The sequence below is a fragment of the Clostridium sp. UBA5712 genome, assembly GCF_002419845.1.
Taxonomy (GTDB): domain Bacteria; phylum Bacillota; class Clostridia; order Clostridiales; family Clostridiaceae; genus Clostridium_J; species Clostridium_J sulfidigenes.
In genome coordinates this window covers 164,382-186,020 of sequence record NZ_DIGW01000014.1, presented here as the reverse complement: position 1 = coordinate 186,020, position 21,639 = coordinate 164,382, and the positions used below count along the sequence as shown (strand labels likewise).

At 30.6% G+C, this 21,639-nt stretch carries 26 protein-coding genes and 1 riboswitch; all 26 genes read right to left on the bottom strand.

All coding sequences use genetic code 11. From position 1 onward, the window contains the following. Positions 1 to 219: 219 nt before the first annotated feature. The gene (gene recN / locus B3B03_RS11900) at positions 220 to 1,917 is read right to left on the bottom strand and encodes a DNA repair protein RecN (RefSeq protein WP_346847959.1); all 1,698 of its coding nucleotides are present in this window, start codon (positions 1,915 to 1,917) and stop codon (positions 220 to 222) included. Between the two features lie 16 nt (positions 1,918 to 1,933). Further along, positions 1,934 to 2,383: an arginine repressor gene (locus tag B3B03_RS11895; protein WP_346847958.1), complete on the bottom strand. Its 450-nt coding sequence runs from the start codon at positions 2,381 to 2,383 to the stop codon at positions 1,934 to 1,936. Further along, on the bottom strand, positions 2,364 to 3,233 hold the full coding sequence (locus B3B03_RS11890; protein WP_346847957.1) for an NAD(+)/NADH kinase: 870 nt from the start codon (positions 3,231 to 3,233) through the stop codon (positions 2,364 to 2,366). Before B3B03_RS11890 ends, B3B03_RS11895 begins: the two co-directional genes overlap by 20 nt. Beyond that, complete coding sequence (locus B3B03_RS11885; protein ID WP_346877413.1) at positions 3,230 to 4,054, bottom strand: TlyA family RNA methyltransferase; 825 nt, start codon at positions 4,052 to 4,054, stop codon at positions 3,230 to 3,232. The genes B3B03_RS11890 and B3B03_RS11885 overlap by 4 nt, the downstream gene beginning before the upstream one ends. Positions 4,055 to 4,056: 2 nt before the next feature. Beyond that, the gene (dxs, locus tag B3B03_RS11880; protein WP_346847955.1) at positions 4,057 to 5,934 is read right to left on the bottom strand and encodes a 1-deoxy-D-xylulose-5-phosphate synthase; all 1,878 of its coding nucleotides are present in this window, start codon (positions 5,932 to 5,934) and stop codon (positions 4,057 to 4,059) included. A gap of 5 nt (positions 5,935 to 5,939) precedes the next feature. Continuing rightward, positions 5,940 to 6,524, bottom strand: a complete 585-nt coding sequence (locus B3B03_RS11875; protein WP_346847954.1) for a hypothetical protein — start codon at positions 6,522 to 6,524, stop codon at positions 5,940 to 5,942. An 857-nt stretch (positions 6,525 to 7,381) separates the two neighbouring features. Further along, on the bottom strand, positions 7,382 to 8,248 hold the full coding sequence (locus B3B03_RS11870) for a polyprenyl synthetase family protein (protein WP_346847953.1): 867 nt from the start codon (positions 8,246 to 8,248) through the stop codon (positions 7,382 to 7,384). A 23-nt stretch (positions 8,249 to 8,271) separates the two neighbouring features. Beyond that, complete coding sequence (gene xseB, locus B3B03_RS11865) at positions 8,272 to 8,490, bottom strand: exodeoxyribonuclease VII small subunit (protein ID WP_035129370.1); 219 nt, start codon at positions 8,488 to 8,490, stop codon at positions 8,272 to 8,274. Between the two features lies 1 nt (position 8,491). After that, positions 8,492 to 9,694 carry an exodeoxyribonuclease VII large subunit gene (gene xseA, locus B3B03_RS11860; RefSeq protein WP_346877412.1) on the bottom strand — a complete coding sequence of 401 codons (1,203 nt, stop codon included), beginning with the start codon at positions 9,692 to 9,694 and terminating at the stop codon, positions 8,492 to 8,494. Beyond that, on the bottom strand, positions 9,684 to 10,529 hold the full coding sequence (locus tag B3B03_RS11855) for a bifunctional 5,10-methylenetetrahydrofolate dehydrogenase/5,10-methenyltetrahydrofolate cyclohydrolase (RefSeq protein ID WP_346847951.1): 846 nt from the start codon (positions 10,527 to 10,529) through the stop codon (positions 9,684 to 9,686). The genes xseA and B3B03_RS11855 overlap by 11 nt, the downstream gene beginning before the upstream one ends. An 8-nt stretch (positions 10,530 to 10,537) precedes the next feature. Then, entirely contained in the window at positions 10,538 to 10,939 is a 402-nt protein-coding gene (gene nusB / locus B3B03_RS11850; protein ID WP_346847950.1) for a transcription antitermination factor NusB, read from the bottom strand. A 237-nt stretch (positions 10,940 to 11,176) separates the two neighbouring features. Then, on the bottom strand, positions 11,177 to 11,575 hold the full coding sequence (locus tag B3B03_RS11845; protein ID WP_035129363.1) for an Asp23/Gls24 family envelope stress response protein: 399 nt from the start codon (positions 11,573 to 11,575) through the stop codon (positions 11,177 to 11,179). A 187-nt stretch (positions 11,576 to 11,762) separates the two neighbouring features. After that, positions 11,763 to 12,251 (bottom strand): SpoIIIAH-like family protein, encoded by a 489-nt coding sequence (locus tag B3B03_RS11840; RefSeq protein WP_346847949.1) that lies wholly within the window; start codon positions 12,249 to 12,251, stop codon positions 11,763 to 11,765. Between the two features lie 42 nt (positions 12,252 to 12,293). After that, complete coding sequence (gene spoIIIAG, locus B3B03_RS11835) at positions 12,294 to 12,998, bottom strand: stage III sporulation protein AG (protein ID WP_346847948.1); 705 nt, start codon at positions 12,996 to 12,998, stop codon at positions 12,294 to 12,296. Positions 12,999 to 13,033: 35 nt separating this feature from the next. Next, on the bottom strand, positions 13,034 to 13,651 hold the full coding sequence (gene spoIIIAF, locus B3B03_RS11830; protein WP_346847947.1) for a stage III sporulation protein AF: 618 nt from the start codon (positions 13,649 to 13,651) through the stop codon (positions 13,034 to 13,036). Between the two features lie 15 nt (positions 13,652 to 13,666). Further along, positions 13,667 to 14,821: a stage III sporulation protein AE gene (gene spoIIIAE / locus B3B03_RS11825; RefSeq protein WP_150844940.1), complete on the bottom strand. Its 1,155-nt coding sequence runs from the start codon at positions 14,819 to 14,821 to the stop codon at positions 13,667 to 13,669. A gap of 8 nt (positions 14,822 to 14,829) precedes the next feature. After that, entirely contained in the window at positions 14,830 to 15,213 is a 384-nt protein-coding gene (gene spoIIIAD, locus B3B03_RS11820) for a stage III sporulation protein AD (protein ID WP_035129356.1), read from the bottom strand. A 9-nt stretch (positions 15,214 to 15,222) separates the two neighbouring features. Next, on the bottom strand, positions 15,223 to 15,420 hold the full coding sequence (spoIIIAC, locus tag B3B03_RS11815; RefSeq protein WP_035129354.1) for a stage III sporulation protein AC: 198 nt from the start codon (positions 15,418 to 15,420) through the stop codon (positions 15,223 to 15,225). A 15-nt stretch (positions 15,421 to 15,435) separates the two neighbouring features. Beyond that, a complete protein-coding gene (gene spoIIIAB / locus B3B03_RS11810) occupies positions 15,436 to 15,954 on the bottom strand; it encodes a stage III sporulation protein SpoIIIAB (RefSeq protein WP_035129352.1) in 519 nt (172 codons plus the stop codon). A gap of 3 nt (positions 15,955 to 15,957) precedes the next feature. Further along, positions 15,958 to 16,875 carry a stage III sporulation protein AA gene (gene spoIIIAA, locus B3B03_RS11805; protein WP_346847946.1) on the bottom strand — a complete coding sequence of 306 codons (918 nt, stop codon included), beginning with the start codon at positions 16,873 to 16,875 and terminating at the stop codon, positions 15,958 to 15,960. 240 nt (positions 16,876 to 17,115) lie between these two features. Then, complete coding sequence (efp, locus tag B3B03_RS11800) at positions 17,116 to 17,673, bottom strand: elongation factor P (protein WP_035129348.1); 558 nt, start codon at positions 17,671 to 17,673, stop codon at positions 17,116 to 17,118. Between the two features lie 302 nt (positions 17,674 to 17,975). Beyond that, entirely contained in the window at positions 17,976 to 18,803 is an 828-nt protein-coding gene (locus B3B03_RS11795) for a MetQ/NlpA family ABC transporter substrate-binding protein (protein WP_346847945.1), read from the bottom strand. Positions 18,804 to 18,851: 48 nt separating this feature from the next. After that, positions 18,852 to 19,502 carry a methionine ABC transporter permease gene (locus B3B03_RS11790; protein ID WP_414632280.1) on the bottom strand — a complete coding sequence of 217 codons (651 nt, stop codon included), beginning with the start codon at positions 19,500 to 19,502 and terminating at the stop codon, positions 18,852 to 18,854. A 2-nt stretch (positions 19,503 to 19,504) separates the two neighbouring features. Beyond that, entirely contained in the window at positions 19,505 to 20,464 is a 960-nt protein-coding gene (locus tag B3B03_RS11785; RefSeq protein ID WP_346847944.1) for a methionine ABC transporter ATP-binding protein, read from the bottom strand. A gap of 128 nt (positions 20,465 to 20,592) precedes the next feature. Next, positions 20,593 to 20,723: riboswitch (SAM riboswitch) on the bottom strand. A 73-nt stretch (positions 20,724 to 20,796) separates the two neighbouring features. After that, on the bottom strand, positions 20,797 to 21,186 hold the full coding sequence (locus B3B03_RS11780; RefSeq protein WP_035129332.1) for a hypothetical protein: 390 nt from the start codon (positions 21,184 to 21,186) through the stop codon (positions 20,797 to 20,799). After that, the gene (locus tag B3B03_RS11775) at positions 21,176 to 21,619 is read right to left on the bottom strand and encodes a hypothetical protein (protein ID WP_346877411.1); all 444 of its coding nucleotides are present in this window, start codon (positions 21,617 to 21,619) and stop codon (positions 21,176 to 21,178) included. Before B3B03_RS11775 ends, B3B03_RS11780 begins: the two co-directional genes overlap by 11 nt. Between the last annotated feature and the right edge of the window lie 20 nt (positions 21,620 to 21,639).

Here is a 21,639-nt window from a genome sequence, read left to right as displayed (position 1 = left end):
GAATGTTTAACTTTAATTTTCCCCTATGAGAAATTTTTATGTTAGAGTTCTTTTTCTTTTAAACCCAAAAAGATTTCCTAATTGAATTTTTTAGAACATGAAAATAAAACACTATAAACTAAAGTTATACTTAGTTTATAGTGTTAAACATTTTTATAGTATATATTCACATTTTAATTTTTATTTTTTAAAATTTATAATAAAATCTAAGAACTCTGTTTATTGTCTTAAATCACTTTTTATTTCTTTTGCTTTTGAAATCATCTCTCTTGCATTTTCAATAGTTATAGCCGTAACTTCGCTACCACCAATTATTCTAGCTACTTCTTGTTCCACTTCATCATCCTTCAGCTTCTTAACTTTTGTAAACGTATTTACTTCATCGCTGTTTTTTTCAATTAAATAATTCACATCTGCTAGTGCTGCAATTTGAGGTAAATGAGTTATACAAAATACTTGATGAGCTTCAGAAATAAGCACCATTTTTTCTCCTACTCTTTGAGCTATCCTACCACTTATTCCAGTATCTACCTCGTCAAATATTACAGATGGAATTTGGTCTTTATCTACAAACACAGTTTTAAGTGCTAGCATAATCCTTGATAATTCTCCACCCGAAACCACTTCTTCTAAAGGCTGTAATGGCTGTCCAGGGTTAGTGGAAATGTTGAACTGTATCTTGTCTCTACCTTTATAATTAAGATTATCTGTATATGCTACCTCTATTTTAAATCTACTTTTTTCAAGACCTACATAATCTAATTCTTTTTTTATTTCTTTTTCTAGTACTTCACTTATTTCTAATCTTAAATTATGTAATTCCTGTGCTATTCCTTCTAATTTTTCATATAACTTTTTCTTTTGTTTTAATAATTCTTCTATAATCTCTCCACTGTTTATTAATTCGAAATATTGTTCTTCTATATTATTTTTATACACTAGCACATCTTCTAAAGTAGGTCCATATTTCTTTTTACAAGCAGATAATTGATACATTCTAGAATTTATAAATTCCAATTCACCTATATCATAGTCTGTATTATCCTTTAAGTCACTAAGAGTTCTAGTATTATCCTCTAACAAGTAATATGATTCCTCCAGAGAATCTACTATGGATTTAACTTCTTCATGATGAGCTTCAATAGACTTAAGTTCTCTAATAACATACATTAAGGAATCTATAATAGAAATCCTACTTTCATCATTCTCTTTAAGTAGCATATAACTTTTTTCTAACGCCTTTTTGATTTTTTCTCCATTAGATAACATATTAAATTTTTTTGATAACTCTTCATCTTCACCTATTTTAGGTTTTATGCTATTAATTTCATCTATTTGAAACTTTAGAAAATCTATTTTTTTCTCTCTTTCTCCATCGTTTCCTTGAAGTCTATTTATTTTTTCTTCAACTTCACCATATTTTAAATAAAATTTATCGTATTCTTCAAGCTTATTCACCAATAAATCTTGGCCAAATGAGTCTACATAATTTATGTGCTTTGAACTATCTAATAAATTTTGGTTTTCATGTTGACCATGAATATCAATTAAAGTTTCACTAACCTGCTTTATTTTAGATAGCAATAAGGTTTTATTATTTACTTTTGCTATGGTTTTACCTGAGTGAAAGCTTTCCCTACTGAGTATTACTATTCCCTCATCAATAATATCTAATTCTTCTAAAATAGCCTTAGTTCTTTGATTTTCAATAGAAAAAACTGCTTCTACTACAGTTTTATCTTCTCCTACCCTTATTAAATTCTTATTAAATTTACCTCCAAGAACAAAGCTAATAGCATCAATTAATATAGATTTACCTGCTCCTGTTTCTCCTGATAAAACATTAAATCCCTTAGAAAAATCTATGGATAGTTTTTCTATAAGAGCAAAGTTCATAATATTAAGTTGTAAAAGCATTTATACCATTCCTCATTTACTTTATTAATTTTTCTATTTCTAATTTAAGTTCCTCGGCTTTTTCGTCAGTCCTTACCAAGATAAAAATAGTATTATCTCCAGCTATCGTTCCTGCAATTCCTTCTAATTTAAAAGAGTCAATTGCTTCAGCTGCAACTTGAGCTGATGCTGTAATTGTTCTAACAACCAAAATTTTATCTACTTTTTCAACAGATATAGCTGTATTTGAAAATATGTATGCCAATGCACTAATAGTTGAGTTGTTATTTGAATTTACTTGTGCATACTTGTATCTTCCTGTATGAGATAAGGTTTTAATTAAGTTTAATTCCTTTATATCTCTAGATACAGTTGCCTGAGTTACATTTATATTTTTAGCTCTTAATCTATCAGCTAAATCTTCTTGAGTTTCAATATCTTCATTTTTTATTATATCCAATATTATACTATGGCGATTTTCTTTCATATATTTTCTCCTCACAATCCATAGATCTTGAAATTATTTTCGTTCTTAATATTTTAAAATAATCATAATCCTTAAATTGAACAATCTTACACTTATCTTCAATTGTTTCAATTATCATCTCATTGTATTTATCTGATTCTAATTCTAAATGCCCATCACAGGTTAAGAATACGTTATCTTCATTAGTATTTAATATTATTTTTATCTTGTTATGAGGATCTAAAATAATCGTCTTTACTCCATTAGATATAGGACAAATAGGAGTTAAACTTATTAGCTCCATAGTTGGATAGATTATTGGCCCCCCCGCTGATAAAGAATAGGCTGTAGAGCCTGTAGGGGTAGATACTATTAACCCATCAGCTTTATAGCTACTATAAAAGCTTCCATCTACAAATATATTATAAGTCAACATTCTGCTTAGAATCCCTTTGGTTATAACTATATCATTTAAAGCTACATGGACATTTTCACTATCTTTTTTAGGAATAGTAACCTTTATCATCATTCTTTCCATGATTTTAAATTCATTATTTTTAAGTTTTTTAATAGCTTCACTAACTTCTGTTAGTTCTACACTAGTTAAAAAACCTAAATGGCCTATATTAACTCCAAGAATTGGTACTCCATATTTATATATCTTTCTTGCTGCTCTTAAGATAGTTCCATCCCCACCTAAGGTAACGAGTAAATCTAATTTTTTGTTTTCTTCTAGCTCCAATCCCTCAGCATCTTTAAATATGTGTAATTCACTTTCAGGAAATTCTTCCTTTATTAGATCATGAACATAGTTTAGTATTGTATTCTTCTTATCTTTAGATGAATTTATGTTAATACCTATACTCTTCATATATCCTCCACAGTAAGTTTTTCATGAGCATTTTTTACAATGTTTCCTATACTATTGCTGTTAAAATTTCCAATTCTATTAAAATCTTTAGTAAAATTAATCAGATATTCTATATTTCCATTAGGACCCTTAATGCCTGAATAAGTTAAATTTAATATATTAATGTGACTCTCCTTCAAAAAAGTTACTACATTTAAAATAACCTCTTCATGGATTTTACTATCCCTTACTACCCCTTTTTTAGAAACTTTTCCTCTACCAGCTTCAAACTGAGGTTTTATAAGTGCTACCACTTCTCCCACGTCCTTCAAAAGTGGAATAACATGAGGTATTACTTTATCTAATGAAATAAAAGATACATCTATAGATGCAAAATCACAGGATTCACCAATTTGTTCTATTGTAAGATTTCTTACATTTGTGCTTTCCATAGAAACAACTCTTTTATCCCCTTTAAGTTTGTCTGCCAATTGATCTTTACCTACATCTATTGCATATACCTTAATGACTCCACTAGTAAGCATACATTCTGTAAATCCTCCAGTAGATGCTCCTATATCTAAGCATTTAAGCCCTTTAAGATTTATATTAAAATCTTTAAGGGCTTTTTCTAATTTAAGTCCACCTCTACTTACATAGGGAATTACTTCCCCACACATTTCAACTTCAGCAGTTTCTTCAACTTTTAGCCCGCATTTTCTTTCTTCTTTTCCATTGACATATATTTTTCCAGATAAAATATATTCTCTAGCTTTTTCACGAGAAATTGCTAATTGCTTTTTTACTACTAATAAATCTAATCTAACTCTTTCCTTTAACATGCTTACTCCTTAGTTAAAAATTCCTCTACACTACTACAAATTCCTTCTGGGTCTAATTTGTTAAGATTATATAATATATTAACATCTCCATGCTGTATAAATTTATCCTTAAATCCTAATGTTAAAATATTATTCTTAAGTAACCCTTCCCTATTTAAATACTCTAATATCTCACTTCCAAGACCACCAGATATCATATTATCTTCTACAGTAACTAAATCATATCCTGACTGTACTAGTTCTTTTATCAATTCAGTGTCTATAGGTTTTACAAAACAGCTATTTACTATTGTACAATCTATATTTTTCTCCTTTAACATTTCTTTAGCAATAATTACATTCTGAACCATTTTACCTACTGCTATTATTGCCACTTTTCCAGATTTATTACCTAAAACTTCCCACTTACCTTTTCTAAAGAAAGTCATAGGTGAAAGTTTAATATTAGATAAGTCTCCACCCCTTGGATATCTTATAGCTATAGGATAGTTTTGTGTAACTGCAAACTGTAGCATATACCTTAACTCTTCAGTACATTTAGGACTCATTATTGTCATATCTGGTATGTGTGTTAAGTAAGATAAATCAAATACCCCTTGGTGAGTTTCTCCATCTTGACCTACAATACCCGCTCTATCTATAGCAATTACCACTGGCAATTTTTGTATTGCTACATCATGAATAACTTGATCATAGGCTCTTTGAAGAAAAGTAGAATACACTGCAAATACAGGCTTTAATCCTTGTGATGCCATACCTGCTGCCATGGTTACCGCATGTTGCTCTGCTATACCTACGTCAAAAAATCTCTTTGGGAATTCCTTAGAAAATCCCTCAAGTCCTGTTCCCTCTGGCATAGCTGCAGTTATAGCTACTAATTTTCTGTTTTTTTCTGCTAATTTTACCATAGTATCACCAAAAATTTCTGAATAGGATTTGCTAGCCTTTGAAGGTTGCTGTCCATTTTCACAATTAAAAGGTCCTACTCCATGAAATTTATCTGGGAACTCCTCTGCATACTCATAACCTTTACCTTTTTTAGTTATTACATGAATAATTACTGGGCCTTCTACCTGTTGAGCTTTTTTTAGTACCTTACTCATCTCTTTAATATCATGGCCATCTATTGGTCCATAATATTTTAAACCCATATTTTCAAAAAGCATTCCAGGAACCATAAGTTGCTTTACAGAATCCTTCATCTTATTTATAGAATTAATCATACTTTTTCCTACCTTTGGTATCTTCTCCAAAGTAGCATTTACATCACTTTTAACTCTATTATAAGCATTTCCCATCCTTAAATCATTTAGATATGTGGATATTCCTCCAACATTTGGTGAAATAGACATTTGATTATCATTTAATACTACTATCATCTTAGTTTTATTATATCCTATATCATTTAAAGCCTCCATAGCCATTCCGCCAGTAAGGGCTCCATCTCCAATTACAGCTACCACATCATGTTTCTCATTTTTTATGTCTCTAGCCCTTGCCATCCCTGCCGCTGCCGATATAGATGTACTACTATGTCCTGTATTGAACATATCATACTTACTTTCTTCTGTTTTAGGAAATCCACTAAGACCTTTATATTGTCTAAGGGTATCAAATTTTTCTTTACGTCCTGTTAATATTTTATGAACATAAGATTGATGTCCTACATCCCAAATTATCTTATCCTTGTTAAAATCAAATACGTTAAATAAACTCATAGTCAATTCAACTACACCTAAATTAGATGATAAGTGTCCTCCCGTCTTGGAGACTTGAGTGATCAGAAATTGACGTATTTCTTCTGCAAATTCTTCCAATTCATTTATTTTCATGTTTCTTATTTCATTAAAATCTTCATATCTATCTAAATACTTTGACATTTGCCTTAACCTCGTTTTATAAAATATATTACTTTTGCAACTGCATATAATATATTATTACTATTTGTAATTGCGAATTTTTTTCCTATTGCTTTTCCACCAACAGTAGCTCCTGCTATCATTGCACTAATACCAGATGCTATTAATATTTCAGAACCATAAGGGTAAAGTTGCAATATTTTTGCTACTATTACTACACCTACAGCTCCACTTATAATACCACACACATCTCCTACCACGTCGTTACAAAAGTTTGAAACCTTACTTGCATTTCTTATCATCTTCACTGCTATCTTTGCTTCTTTTATCTTCTTTGCAGCCATGGCATGAAATGGAATTTCATTTGCTGCCGTAACCGCTGTACCTATCACATCAAAAATTACGCCTAAAAAAATAATCAACACTAATATGGTAAACGCTAAGGAAGCATTAACCCTTGGAAGTGTAGATTCTGATAAAAGTGAAGCAGTTCCACTAATAATTATAGTATAAATTGTAATTTTAGTTATCCATAATGCTTCTTTTGTATTTTTTTTCTTACATTCTTTGTTTTTGGCTTTTTTATTCCGCCTACTACTATCGCTTTCCAATTTTACCCTCCAAAATAGATAAAGGTGGTAGCATACTAAGTAAAATTTGCGGCTTAGGTCTAGCAGGATTTCCCATAGAGTAATCAAGATGTCGCCATCTTGACGGTTTCCCTTTAATGCTCTATCTATAGTGTTTCCAACTACAGGGCTAGATTACCACTTAGTCCACACTGCAATCCTTAATATGCTTCACATGGAACAGTCTAGGAGATTTCCTCGACAGTTAGGTACTCTCTTATCCTCTTTTGCAACATGGGTTTTAGCAAGCAATAGCCCCATTACCCTGGCCGGGGTAACAAGATTTGTTCTCACCTCTACCCACCTCACTCAAGGCAGGCTACTCTGCACATAGCTCGTTTACCACAATGCAGGTTTAATCCAGTGCCGTACCGTGGGTATCTCTCCCAAAGCACAAACATTGGTCTCCACGATTGTAGGGTCGATGTCGCATGCCTTTGCGGTCGCCCCACAACCTTACTCCCAGCACAAGCCCACAACTGGGCGTTACAGGCCAGCACAAGGAACTTCATCGATGTGCCCTTCAACGGATTTTTAGCCCCGTCCTCAAAAGTACTTACCTGACTAGAATACTGCACCACCTCATTAAATTAATTATAGCATAACTATAATTAATTGACATTACTTTTTTTATTAACAGATTTCTTAGCTTCCTTGAAACTTACTAACAGAATTCTAAGTGTCAATTAATTTGATACTTAGAATTCGTTGTCCTTTAGGAGAAATCGTTATCCAGAGACGTACCAGCTCTTAACTCCCGATTTGAAAAAGATGGGAGTATTAGAGCTGGTAGTCATCGGATAAAGTTAAATGTGCTTAGAGTCATTTGTTTTAGTAGATTAGTATTCTCTCTCCAACAAAAACTTAGTTATATCTTCTAGTTCTTTTGTATCTCTTTCTATGCTACTTAAAAGCTCATAACATTCTTGAGTTAAATTGTTACAAAACTCTTTACACTTATTAATTCCATACATGGTAATAAAATTCGCTTTATCATTTTCTCCATCACTTTGAGTTTTACCTAGTAATTTCGAATCTCCTTCAACATCTAAAATATCATCTTTAATTTGGAATGCAAGACCTAGTTTTTCTCCAAAAGATTTAAGAGTTTCCAAATCTTTTTCTGGAGCCTCTCCCATTGTAGCCCCTGCAATAATAGAAGCTGATATTAGCTGACCTGTTTTATTCTTGTGCATCTCTAAAAGAATTTCTTCATTTATTTTTTGACCTTCACTTCTTATATCTATAATTTGACCCTTTATCATACCATCTATACCTGATGACTTTGAAATAATCGCTGCTGCTCTAATTTTTTTCAATTCCCCACTTAGACATTGTGAAAACATAACATTCATAGCCTCATTTAGTAAACTATCTCCAGCTAAAGTAGCCATAGCTTCTCCATACACCTTATGATTTGTTGGTTTACCTCTTCTTAAATCATCATCATCCATACATGGAAGATCATCGTGTATTAATGAATAGGTGTGTATCATCTCCATAGATGCAGCAAAAGGAAGGATTTCATCTATACTATTATTATACATATTATAAGTACAAATCATAAGAATAGGTCTTATTCTTTTACCCCCAACCTTTAAGCTATATATTATAGGTTCTAACATGGAACTATCACCAACATCTTTAGTTTTAAAATAGTTTTCCATCCAACTTTCTATTTTTTCCTTATAGATATTAATATTCATATTTAATCCCTCACAAAATACAATTAATCTTCCTGATGAAAATCTTCTTCACCTTTATCTGTCAATATCTTTATTTTTCCTTCTGCTTCTTGAAGAGTCTTATATAAATCACTATAAAGCTTCATTCCCTCTTCATATTTACAAATAGCCTCATCTAAAGTAACTTCTCTATTTTCCATTTCAAGCAATATTTCCTCTAACTTGAGGACCTTACTCTCATAAGTTTCTTTTTTCTTAGCCATGTTATTCCTCCACCTGTTCTATTTTAAATAGTCCATGACCATCTTTCATGGTAATCCTTACAACTCCATACTTTTTCAATTTTTCTAAAGATTCTATAGGCTGATTCTCTGGACTTTTTATAATGCTATACCCCTTTTCTAATATGTTTAATGGGTTATTTCCAATTAATCTATGGCTTATAACCTTTAATCTATTTCTTTCCTCTTGAAGCCTTAACTCCATAGTAAACACTAGTTTACTTTTTAGATTATCTAACTTATCATATTGATTTACCACATAATTCTCAGGGCTATATAACAATAATCTATTAAGCATATTATTAAGAATATTAAATTTATCATTAATATTTTTACTTATAGCATATTTTATTTCTTCTCTTAATCCATTTAATTTTTCCTTAAAACCCTCTAAGCTGTATACTGCAATTTCAGCAGCATGGGAAGGAGTGGCTGCCCTTAAATCAGCTGTAAAGTCAGCTATTGTAAAATCTGTTTCGTGTCCTACTCCTGTAATAATCGGAATTTTAGAGGCTTTAATAGCCCTCGCTACCTCTTCCTCGTTAAAGGCCCATAACTCTTCGATTGAGCCACCACCTCTAGCTAAAAGTATCATATCTACATCCTCAATATTATTAAGAGCTTTTATACCAGCAGCTATATCTCTACTGGCATTGATCCCTTGAACTAAGGATGGATATATTAAAATATCAATGTTTGGGTTTCGTCTAGTTGCTACTTTAATTATATCCCTTACTGCTGCACCAGTAGGTGAAGTAATTACTCCTATTCTTCTTGGCATGGATGGAATTGCCTTTTTTAAATTATTATCAAAAAGTCCTTCTTTCTCTAACTTTTCTTTTAATAAATTAAATGCAATAAAGAGTTCTCCTTCCCCTTCTACCTCCATAGTGTTACAGTAAAGTTGGTAGGTTCCTTCTTTCTCATAGATAGATATATTCCCAGACACTACTACATTCATTCCATCCTTAGGTATAAATGTTAAATTCATGGCTCTTGTCTTGAACATTACACATTTAAGCTTTGTAAAACTATCCTTTAATGAAAAGTATATATGACCACTGCTATGGATTTTTACATTAGATAGTTCTCCTTTGATATTAGAATTTTTAAGTATAAAATCATTATCTATTACTTTCTTTATATAGCTATTTACTGCTGTCACTGTTAAAATTTTACTGTACATTTTTTAACCATGCCTCACAGGTATTCTTCATAAGCATAGTTGTTGTCATAGCGCCTACCCCACCAGGTACTGGAGTTACTAAACTAGCCACTTCTAATACTTCTTCAAAGTTTACATCGCCTTTGACCTTACCTTCCACCATAGTAGTTCCTACATCTATAACTATGGCTCCCTCTTTAACAAAATCTTTAGTTACAAAGCCAGGTTTTCCTATGGCAGAAACTAAAATATCTGCTTTTTTACAAACACTTTCTATATCTATAGTTTTTGAATGACATATAGTAATAGTAGCATTTTCTTTAAGAAGTAAAAAAGCTGCTGGCTTTCCAACTATGTTGCTTCGTCCAATTATTACTGCTTCTTTTCCCTTTATATCTACTTGAGATTTAATAAGTTCAATAACACTCCTAGCTGTACATGGCATGAAAGATTTTTTATCTTTATACATCTTTCCTAGATTAAAATCTGTAAGTCCATCTACATCCTTTTCTACATCAACAGCATCTAAAACTCTTTCTTCATTTAATGCTTTTGGAAGAGGTAATTGAATTATTATTCCATCAACATAATTATCTTCATTTAACTCTTTAATTTCATCAATAAGCTTATCTTCCGAAATATTTTCTGAAAACATTTTTGTTTCATACAATATTCCAAGCTCCTCACTTACCTTTTTTTGTCCTCGAGTATATGAAATAGATCCTCCATCTTCACCAACAATTATTGATACTAGCCTTGGAGGTCTTTTCCCTTTTATTACTCTGCTTGCAATTAATTCTTTAATTTCGCTTTTATGTTGAACTGCCAAGTCTTTTCCACTTAATTTTGTTCCCATAAATACACCTACTTTTTAATTAAATTATTTAACACCCCATTTATAAATGATGGTGCATTATCATCTCCATACCTCTTTGCAAGTTCTATAGCTTCATTAATAGTAACTTTGTTTGGAATATCTTCATCAAATAAGATTTCATAAGTTGCCATTTTCAGTATAGCTAAGTTCATCTTTGGTAATCTTTCTAATTTCCATTTTACTAGATACTTAGTAATAGTTTCATTAATTTGAGCTTCATTTTCAGATACTCCCTTTAATACTCTTATTACATATTCAAAGTCTATATCCTCTATTTTTTCCTCTGTATTTTCGCGAAAATTTTCAATAATGTCTACATAACTCTCCTTGTTAATTGACATTTCAAATATTAACCTAGTTGCTATCTCTCTACTTTTTCTTCTATTCATATATATACCTCCATAAAATATCTCTTGTTTGTTATTTATCCTAATAAGTTTTTTGTAACCTTTTATAAATGAATTATCTATATAAAACCACTTAAATGGGAGTTTCTTATGTATAAGCTCCTTATATCTTCTTATTAATATATTATGTTTTTAAAATTGAAATTAAACTCCACATCATGACATGGATAAGTTAATTTTACACATGGAAACACCCTCTTCACTAGAGGGTGTTTAAAATTACTCTATTTCCTCTTCTTTGTTCATCTTAGGAAATATAATATTCTGCACGTTAATATTAACTAATGATACATTTAAACCTGTCATAGTTTCAACAGTGTTCTTAACATTTTTCTGCACCTTTAAACACATATCCGGTATCTTTATACCATACTCCACGGACATATGTAAATCTATTACTGCAGAATCGTTATCCATAGTTACTTTAACGCCCTTTGATATATTCTTTTTACCAGTAAGCTTTTTACTTATATCTTCTACTAATCCAGCACTCATACCTGCAACACCTTCTATTTCTGATGCTGCAAGACTAGCTATTACACCAATAACTTCGTCAGATATTCTTACTATACCAACTTCTTCCTCTGTAGGAACTTCATTTAATATATTTTCTTCCATAATTCACTACCCCCTTACCAGTGTGATTAATAATATTCATATTATATCAGATAACAATTTCTTTTACAAATTTTATAATAGAAATACTCATTATTTTTATATTACCCACTTTTATAAATATTACCCTATAAACATATTAAAAACAGCAGATTTTTACTCTACTGTTTTTAAAACAAAATATGTTTAGTTATTCAGCTACTTTTATTTCTATATCTTTTATATCAGCTTTACTCATAACTACATCTTTAATTTGTCTAACTTGTTGGTCTGAAAGCTCTCCTTCATGTTTAACTACCACTGTAGCCTTTTCCTTATCTAAAGTACAAAGAGCTTCTTCAAATCCTTGAGCTTTAAGTGCTAATTCAATTTTAACTTCTTTATCAGATTGAAGTGCTAAATTCTTATATTCATCAGCAGCCTCTGCCTTTTGATCTTGTGGAGTATTTTCATCATCTAATAAAGCCTTTAAAGTTTGAAGAGTTTTAGTGGCATTGTTATCACGTTGTAATCTTGCTTCTGTAAAATAATTTGCATTAGTTGATGCACTAATTGTAGTTCCATCATTTCCCTTTGTATCATTTACATAAAGTGGTCCATTTACTTGAGTCGCTAAATAACCTGCAAATAAAATTAATACTACTAGTGAAGAAATAATTATAGTTTGTTTTTTATTCATTATAGTTCCCCCCGAATTTTTTATTTATATCACATTTATATGCTACTTTTTCATAGGATATACCTGTACTTTATTATCTGAAAGACCAAATAATTTAATTACTGCTTGGCGTATCCTTAATTCTGTCACTGAATTCCCTGCTCCTTCAGCTACTACACAAATACCTGTAATGGTTGGATTATAAGTTTTTGTTATAAAGGGTTGTTGCTGATTTTCCTTGTTTTCCATAACTACTGTACTCCCATCATTTTCTTGTGTTATCTCCCTTTGTCCCCCACCATTGTCCTTTTCACTAGTAACACTAGTTGAAGTTTCTTCATTAAATACTGGTACCTGTTCTTGTCCACTTTCAAAGTAAATCATAGAGTGGACTTTACCTACACCTTCTATTTTCTCTAATAAACTAATTAATTCTTGTTGCATCTTCTCCTTATAAGCCTTATCTACAGCTGAAGATGTAGTATCTGTATTCTTTTGTATTTCATCACCACCTATTGCCACTACATTAGCAGTTCCACTGTCACTTCCCTTTGGACTATTGTCCTTTGTAAACATACTTCCTACTATTAATAATAAAACTCCAACTAAAAATACTATGGCTAAATTTGTTAATAGATTAGAATTTATCACCTTGGGCTTTTTACCACTTTCTCCTATAGTAGTTTTAGAATCTTTATCTTGCTGTTTGTTCTCACCTCCTTTTCCCTTAAAAATATCTTCAAATATTTTTTTAAGATTATTTGACACTTTTATCCCCCCAAACTTCTATATAAAATTTATGTTTAATTATTATTAAGTTTGTATACATATATATTTTCCTCATCTATATCGTAAGTAGAGCTAATAAAATTTCTAACCTCCATTGATTTTTTATCTGTTGAAGAATCTTGATTGTCTACTTGAACTGACTCATCACCGATTTGTACCTTTTTTACCCTTTCCACTGAACCATCATTAATTCCTATCTCAATTCTTTCAATAAGAAAAATGCTGTTTTCATTGTCATAAGCTGCATTTACCTTTGCACTATACCGATCTCCCTTAAAATTTTTCTCTAAATCAGCTACACATTGTTTTTCTAAATTGTTTTTAAATCTTTCTAATGTACTATTTATGTTAGCCTGTCTATATTCTTCATAATTTCTCTCACCTCTATCATTGAATACTAAGTCTGCAGATTCTTCAATTATTTTGTTCACTTGTAGCTCTTCATTAAATATTTTTAAAATAGGACTTAATATAACTACAAAAACAATTAATCCAAGAACAAAATTACAATACTTTTTTAATGAATTATCTGGTAATATCATTTGTACTGCTGTAGAAAAAAATATTGCCACACATATGGTTATTATCCACTTTCCTAAAGCTTCTATCATTCCATCACCTACTTTTAACATAAATTAATCTAATATCTACATTAGAATAAATCCCTTACCTGTAGCAGCTATTATAGTAATCATTATAAAAAACATTACACTGACACATATAATGCAAGAACCAAGTAGCATCAAAGATCCTCCTGCAGCATCTATAATATTAGTTACCTTATTATCACTTACTGGTTGTAATAATGCAGAAGTTAGTTTATACATGAATCCCATAACAAAAATCTTTATTATAGGAAGTAAAATTATAGATATAAGAATTACCACACCTAATAGACTAACTGAGTTTTTCAAAAGTAAGGTGTAGCTGGCTACTGTTGCAAAGGCATCAGATAAAGTTTTACCTACTACAGGTATAAAACTGTCCATGGCAAATTTAGCTGTTTTTGTGGTCACAACATCAAAACTATTTCCTACAATTCCCCTAATTGTTATAATCCCAACGAAAATTGTTAGAAAAATACCTTGAACCCATAGAGCAAACTTTTTAAGTAAACTAGTTAAATTCTTAACGTTATATTCATTAGATATGTTATTTACAAAGTCTAGGACAAAACTCATACAAATTATAGGTATGATTATAGAAGAATAAAGCTTAGTTCCTAAGGTGCATACACCCATAATAATGGGGTCCATTACCACAGCTTGACTTACACTTCCTACACTTGCCAGTAACATTATAAGCACCGGCATTAGCGCTACCATAAAATCACTTATACTATTTATAACCTGTTGGGTTAATTCCACTCCTATATAAAATCCTCGAGCAATCAGTATAATCATCACAGAGAAGCAAGCAAAATATGCTACATTACACAACTTTTCATTGCTAAAGGCATTTTGAAGATTATTTAATAATGCACAAACTATAGCTATTATGATAAGTTGTCCTATTATTTTAAAAGATACTACTATTTCTTTAAATAAGTATCCCAAAGCCATCTTTAATATTTCTTTTCTTTCTAAGGAGCCTTGTCCATCTTTCATGTAACTTTGCACAAATTCCTTAGGCGACATATCCTTTAGTAATTCAGTTCCAGTATCCAGATTACTTATATAATCATATAGTCCATTTATTTTGCTCATTTGCTCATCATCTATATTTACTTCATCATTACCATAAGCTTTTATAGGAATTAAAAATATGATCATAACTATTAAAACAAATATACTTTTCTTCATATTTACACCTACATTATCTTTAATATTGTTTGCATTACAGCCATTAGTATTGGTATTGCAAGAGTAAGAATTAATATTTTACCAGCAAATTCAACCTTTGATGCAATACTACTCTCACCAGCATCCCTGCAAATTTCACTACAAAAGGATGATAAATATGCAATACCTAAAATTTTAAATACTGTATCCAAGTACACTATGTCTATATTAGCTTTATTAGATAAGGTTTGAAGGAAATTTACTATTATAGTTAGCTTGCTAACTAAAAACATAAATACTATTATGCCTGCTATTAAGCTAATTAAAAGTGCAATATCTGGTCTTTCCCTTTTTACCATTATCACAATAAGAAGAGTTATTAGTGCAAAGGATACTATTTTGATAATATCCATAGTTTCCTCCTAAAAGTAAAATAAAGTTTGTATTGCATTGAATAGCTTTGAAACCAAACTAATCACCAATATTAGTATTATTACTATTCCTGCTAAATTACTAATAACTGCATATTCCTTTTTCCCTCCACTATCTAAAACCTTATCTAAAACTATCATTACAATTCCAACTATACCAATTTTCACTATTATACTTATATCTAACAAAATCCACACGCCTCCTTACATTAAAATAATTCCTATCATGGCACCGAAGGAAAACCCTAGGTACCTATACATTTTCACGTTTTTATCAATGTTATATTCGGCATTCTTAATTGCTTTTCCCAAATTTTCTAGAGTTAGTGCAAACATATCATTATGTCCTTCTATATCCATCTCACCTAGGCTTTTAGTAAAATCTAAAAATATGCCTAGATCATCTTTAGTTAAGGATAATTTGTCCACTCTTTTATCTAGGCTATGAATAAAACAACTATTTACATCACATTCTTCGCTACTAATAATTAATTCTGACGCTTCCTTAAAAATTCCAGCTATGGGTTCTTCACATTTTTCATATACCTTATTAAGAGCCTCTGGAAGTAATGCATGGGTAAAATTTATTTCATTCTTTAATACATATACGCCTCGCTGAAATTCCTTTAACTCCCTAACTCTTTTTTTAAATTTTTCTCCATAAGAAAATCCTAAAATAGTAGATGAAACTACTATAAGAATAAACCCTATTACTTTTATCATTTATTACCACCCCCTTACTTTCTCACCTTTTGTAAAATCATATATATATTCTATGGTTGCAATGCCACACTTATTACTTAAAATTACAGCTCTTTGAAAAACTTTATTTTCTAAAATTTCTTTGAATACTGGTCTATTATAGAGATCCTTTTCACTAAATCCGTGGATAGTCGTTATTACATTTACACCTGAATTTAATGCTGCCACAATACTCTCCATATCTTTATAGGTACCTATTTCGTCACATACTATAAGATGAGGAGCCATACTTCTAATGGCCATGATTATTCCTTGACTTTTCGGGCAGTTATCCAATATATCTGTCCTAATGCCTACATCCATTTGAGGAACCCCTCTATAACATGCTCCAATTTCACTTCTTTCATCAATAATAGCTACATTTTTGCCACTTAACCCATATCTTGATAATCCATTAGATATCTCTCTTGATAAATCTCTTAATATAGTTGTTTTCCCACATTTAGGTGGAGATATTATTATAGTATTTAATATAGAATTATCTTTAATAATAAAAGGTAAGATTCCATCACTACATCCCTTTACCTCTCTAGCAATACGTATATTAATTGAAGATATGTGTTTTATAGTCTTAAGAGAGTTTTCTTCTAAAACACAGGTACCACAAATTCCAACTCTGTGACCACCTTGAATAGTTATATATCCTTGTTTGATTTCTTCCTCAAAGGCGTATATGGAGTAGCTACTTATCTTTTGAATAATTATCTTTATGTCCTCTAGTTTTGTATTATAACTTGTTCTTATCTCCTTATTATTGCTTATAAATATAAGCGGTTTGTTAACTTTCAATCTAATTTCTTGTAGTTTTCCACCATGGTCATAGTTTATAACTTCAGTTCTAATAGAAGGAGATAGTATATCCAAAACATCTTTAGTAATCATGCAACTCACCCTTTCTTACTTAATTGTTATTACCTTTCATAGATAATTATTACTATAATATTTTTATTTTTTTATTTTTTGCAAAAAAATAAGTGCTTCCTATAACGAAATATAATATTTCATTATAGGAAGCACTTATTAAAAACAGTATGTTTTCATATATCTCTGCAACCTATTAAATATGTATTCATAGAGCAAATAAAAACTAGCCTTCAATTATGAAAGCTAGCTCAATATGGACTAAACTCTTTCCATATATTCTCCTGATCTAGTATCAACTCTAATTGTGTCTCCTTCATTTACAAATAGAGGAACTGGAACTATTGCCCCTGTTTCTACTGTAGCTGGTTTTAACACGTTAGTTGCAGTATTTCCTTTAACTGCTGGTTCAGTGTTTGTAATTAATAGTTCAACGAAGTTTGGAGCTTCTACTGAGAAAGCTTCACCCTTGTAGAATTTAATTATTGCAAACATGTTTTCTTTTAAGAACTTTATAGCTTCTTCTACTTTATCGTAGTTTAAAGGAATTTGCTCGAAAGTTTCTTGATCCATGAAGTAGTATAACTCTCCATCAGAATAAAGATACTGCATTTCTTTTCTCTCTATTACTGCTTCTTGGAATTTAGCAGTTGGGTTGAAAGTTGTTTCTGTAACCGCTCCAGTTATAGCATTTTTTAATTTAGTTCTAACGAAGGCAGCACCCTTACCTGGTTTAACATGTAAAAATTCTACAACAGTGTAAACTTGTCCACCATCTTCAAAAGTTGTTCCTTTTCTTAAATCTCCAGCTGATATCATAATGTAACCTCCCAATATATAATAGCCTTTGTTAATAAAATTATTATAACCTATTTAAAGCACTTTAATACCTTATGTAGTTATTAATATGCATACTAAATTTTAGTAATAAATTAATTACCTAATTTAATAATTATAATTACTTACATTTACATTAACAATGATATTTTATCAAAACTATGTATTCTTTGCAAACAAATTATACCTTCATATTAAGAAACTTGCAATAAAAGTTTAAATATATTATTAAAAATACATATTATATCCATATATTCATATCTATTATATACATTTTGATAGATTTAAAACCCTGGAACAATAGCTCCTTTATAATTATCTTCGATGTATTTTTTTACTTCTTCAGAAGTGGCTGCCTTTGTTAAAGCTTTTATTTTATCCTTTTCTTTATCTTCAGTTCTAACAGCAATGATATTAGCATATGGACTATCTGTACCTTCAATTGCTAAAGCATCTTTCAAAGGGTTAAGTCCCCCCTCTAAAGCATAGTTAGTATTTATTACTGCTAATTCTACATCTTTTAGAACCCTTGGTAACTGTTCTGCATCTAGCTCTGTAATCTTAACATTTTTCGGATTTGAAGTAATATCTTTTGCAGTTACTAGATCCCCCTCTGAAATTTCAATTACTCCATTTTTAGCTAAAAGTTTTAAAGCTCTTGCTCCATTAGATGGATCATTAGGAATTGCTATTTCCGCACCATCTTTAATAGCCCCCATACCATCTAATTTTTCTGAATATACTCCCATTGGTTCTAGGTGTACCTTTGTTGTATAAGAAAGTTCATAAGATTTTTCCTTAACTGTAGCTTCTAAAAAAGGTACATGCTGAAAATAGTTTGCATCTATTTCACCTTCTTCAAGGGCAGTATTAGGTAGTACATAATCTGAAAACTCTACTACTTCTACTTTATATCCTTGATTCTCCAATAGTGGCTTTATAGCATTTTCCACTATAGCTTTATGCGGCTCTGGAGATACTCCTATAGCTATAACCTTATCTTCACCCTTAGCCCCTGAGCCTGCTTTCCCCTTAGAACCACAGCCTACTAAAGTCACCCCTAAAGCTAATGTTAACGTTAAACTTAATAATTTCTTTACTGATTTTTTCATGTATATATTCCTCCTTGATTATAAATTTCTAAACTTAAATTTTGAATACTAGCTTAGTTTCTTATATATGTAGTTTCCTAAGCTTTGAATAAGTTGAACAAATATAATTAAAACTACCACTGTAAATATCATAATTGGAGTATTAAATCTATTATATCCATAGGTTATAGCTGCTGCTCCAAGACCGCCTCCACCAATAGATCCAGCCATGGCAGAATAGCCTATAATGCTTATAATAGTTAAAGTAAGACCTGACGCAATAGATGGTAAGGCTTCTTTTATCATTATTTTAAATATTATTTGAGTCTTAGTAGCTCCTAAGGATTGAGCTGCTTCTATAACTCCTTTATCTACTTCCTTTAAAGAAGTTTCAATAATTCTTGCAACAAAAGGAGCTGCAGCTATAGTCAAAGGTACTATGGCCGCTGTAGTTCCTATGGATTTACCTACAATAACTCTAGTAACAGGAACTACTACCACCATCAATATTACGAAAGGTAAACTTCTTAAAGTATTTATAACCCCATCTAATATTTTATATATATATTTATTTTCCATTGGACCTTCTTTGGTTGTTAGTATTAAAGCTATGGCTAAAACCATACCAATAATTACTGCAAAGATCGTAGATATCACTACCATTATTAAAGTTTCTATTAGTGCACTACTAAGGATCCCTATAATTGCTTCTGCTGTCATAACTATAACACCTCCCATTGGAATTTATTCTTTTCTAAGTAACTAGTAACAACTTCCTTCCACTGTTCATCAACTCTTATGACTAATGATCCCAATATATTTTCCCTAAATCTTTCTAACTTGCCCCACACAATAGAAAAATTTACATTCAAATCTCTAGCCATGTTGGTTATAAATGAATTTTCACTTTTATTTGCCGGAAAATATATCTTAATATTGACTCCATCTTGAAATAAAATTTCTTCTTCTTCTCCTAAGAATTTTCTTAGAGAATATCCTGGTCTTAAGAACAGTTCATCTACATTTCCTTCAGCTTTAACTTCTCCTCCTTCTACAAGCACTATTCGCTGGCATATAGACTTTACTACTTCCATCTGATGAGTAACCATTACTATGGTAATCCCCATTTCTTTATTAATTTTAGATAACAGCTCTAATATGTCCTTTGTAGTTTTAGGATCCAGTGCTGAGGTTGCTTCATCACAAAGTAATATTTTAGGTTCTAAAGCCAAAGCTCTTGCAATTGCTACTCTTTGCTTTTCTCCGCCACTTAACTCTTTAGGCATAGACTTTATCTTGTGGAATAATCCAACAATTTTCAACAATTCTTCTACCTTTTTTTCTATATACTCTTTATCATATCCCCATAGTTGTAATGGTAATGCCACATTATTATATACATTAGACCTTTTAAGTAAGTTAAAATTTTGAAATATCATTCCAACATTTTTTCTAAACTCTCTAATATCTCTTTCTGTCATAGAGGAAACTTCTTTTCCCATAACTTTCAAACTGCCTTCATCATAACCTTCTAATCCATTTATACATCTTAACATGGTAGATTTTCCAGCTCCACTGTGACCTATGATTCCATATACTTGTCCCTCTTCTATGGTAAATGATACATTCTTTAGAACTTTTAAACTCTCAAAGCTCTTATTGATATGTGATACCTCTATCATTATCTAGCACCGCCCTTTACTGTAGATATCCTATTTACTTTAAATCTAGATTTAATTATTTGGGGTAAAAAGAAAAGCACTAGAGAATAAATCTCTAGTGCATAAAACTTCATGCATGCCAATTCATTCTCTTATCTTCCAGCTCAAAAAAGCTGCAGGATTTAGCACCATGACGCACATATAAAGATATATGATTCAATATATATACACAGGTTGCTGGGTTTCAAAGGGCCAGTCCCTCCACCGCTCGTGATAAGACAATATTTACTTTTACCTTGGCACTAATTATACATAACAATAAATAAATAGTCAACATAAAAATACCAAATTTTTTAGATTTTTTTGAATACAAGAATAAAGGTGCAAATATCTTCTTCCACCACCAAAGAGTTAATTTCTTTTATTTCATCCATCTTACCTAAATCACTAAGTAAATTTTTAAAAGTAGTAAAATCCCCCTTACACTTGATAGTTACTTCACCCCAAGAGTCATAAACAACAATGTTATTTAAAGAAATATCATTATAACTTCTTAATCTATTTAAAAATTCTCCAAGTTTAAACTCTTCCTTTTTATTTTCTTCTACAAGGTTACTTACAACTAAATTTCTATGATTTTTAGCATTATTTAAATTTATTTGTGTTTTACCATAGGCTATTAAGAGTATTATAGTTGCTATAACTATAGTAATATTAATTAATTTATATTTTCTAGTATCCATTAATCTTTACCCTAGCTGTAAAATATAGCTCTTCCTTCTCTTGAAGAATAGATGAAACTTCAACTATTGAAAACTTTTCTTCTAAAGTTTTAATACACATTGAATAATCTTCCTTATCTTTAATCTTTATATTAAATCCTATATTATTGTCATCTATATTCATAGAATTTATCTCAAGCTCTTCCTTTGAAATTATTTCATAAATATAGTTATATGCAAAGGTTGTAATACTTTTTCTGTCATTATTTAATTCTATGTTTTTGTTATACTTCACTTTACCTACAATATTTAATCTCTTATAATGATTCCCTAATATTCCCATGGAAATAATTATAAATAATATAGAGAAATATATCAAAGTCCTTATTATATTTTTCTTATAGATGTACCTTAAACTCTCTATATACCATTGAGGATAATATCCTTCTTTCATTGTCTCCCTCCCTTTCATAA

Bases quoted from the DNA above. Each gene is read 5' to 3' on its own strand.
- B3B03_RS11775 (WP_346877411.1), bottom strand. From the start codon at position 21,619: ATGAAAGAAGGATATTATCCTCAATGGTATATAGAGAGTTTAAGGTAC.
- xseB (WP_035129370.1), bottom strand. From the start codon at position 8,490: ATGGCTAAGAAAAAAGAAACTTATGAGAGTAAGGTCCTCAAGTTAGAG.
- efp (WP_035129348.1), bottom strand. From the start codon at position 17,673: ATGATATCAGCTGGAGATTTAAGAAAAGGAACAACTTTTGAAGATGGT.
- recN (WP_346847959.1), bottom strand. From the start codon at position 1,917: ATGCTTTTACAACTTAATATTATGAACTTTGCTCTTATAGAAAAACTA.
- B3B03_RS11780 (WP_035129332.1), bottom strand. From the start codon at position 21,186: ATGGATACTAGAAAATATAAATTAATTAATATTACTATAGTTATAGCA.
- spoIIIAB (WP_035129352.1), bottom strand. From the start codon at position 15,954: ATGATAAAAGTAATAGGGTTTATTCTTATAGTAGTTTCATCTACTATT.
- xseA (WP_346877412.1), bottom strand. From the start codon at position 9,694: ATGTACAGTAAAATTTTAACAGTGACAGCAGTAAATAGCTATATAAAG.
- B3B03_RS11785 (WP_346847944.1), bottom strand. From the start codon at position 20,464: ATGATAGAGGTATCACATATCAATAAGAGCTTTGAGAGTTTAAAAGTT.
- nusB (WP_346847950.1), bottom strand. From the start codon at position 10,939: ATGAATAGAAGAAAAAGTAGAGAGATAGCAACTAGGTTAATATTTGAA.
- dxs (WP_346847955.1), bottom strand. From the start codon at position 5,934: ATGTCAAAGTATTTAGATAGATATGAAGATTTTAATGAAATAAGAAAC.
- B3B03_RS11855 (WP_346847951.1), bottom strand. From the start codon at position 10,529: ATGGGAACAAAATTAAGTGGAAAAGACTTGGCAGTTCAACATAAAAGC.
- B3B03_RS11870 (WP_346847953.1), bottom strand. From the start codon at position 8,248: ATGAATATTAATATCTATAAGGAAAAAATAGAAAGTTGGATGGAAAAC.
- B3B03_RS11895 (WP_346847958.1), bottom strand. From the start codon at position 2,383: ATGAAAGAAAATCGCCATAGTATAATATTGGATATAATAAAAAATGAA.
- spoIIIAE (WP_150844940.1), bottom strand. From the start codon at position 14,821: ATGAAGAAAAGTATATTTGTTTTAATAGTTATGATCATATTTTTAATT.
- B3B03_RS11845 (WP_035129363.1), bottom strand. From the start codon at position 11,575: ATGGAAGAAAATATATTAAATGAAGTTCCTACAGAGGAAGAAGTTGGT.
- B3B03_RS11885 (WP_346877413.1), bottom strand. From the start codon at position 4,054: ATGTTAAAGGAAAGAGTTAGATTAGATTTATTAGTAGTAAAAAAGCAA.
- spoIIIAA (WP_346847946.1), bottom strand. From the start codon at position 16,875: ATGATTACTAAAGATGTTTTGGATATACTATCTCCTTCTATTAGAACT.
- B3B03_RS11840 (WP_346847949.1), bottom strand. From the start codon at position 12,251: ATGAATAAAAAACAAACTATAATTATTTCTTCACTAGTAGTATTAATT.
- B3B03_RS11890 (WP_346847957.1), bottom strand. From the start codon at position 3,233: ATGAAGAGTATAGGTATTAACATAAATTCATCTAAAGATAAGAAGAAT.
- B3B03_RS11795 (WP_346847945.1), bottom strand. From the start codon at position 18,803: ATGAAAAAATCAGTAAAGAAATTATTAAGTTTAACGTTAACATTAGCT.
- spoIIIAF (WP_346847947.1), bottom strand. From the start codon at position 13,651: ATGTTAAAAGTAGGTGATGGAATGATAGAAGCTTTAGGAAAGTGGATA.
- B3B03_RS11790 (WP_414632280.1), bottom strand. From the start codon at position 19,502: ATGACAGCAGAAGCAATTATAGGGATCCTTAGTAGTGCACTAATAGAA.
- spoIIIAD (WP_035129356.1), bottom strand. From the start codon at position 15,213: ATGGATATTATCAAAATAGTATCCTTTGCACTAATAACTCTTCTTATT.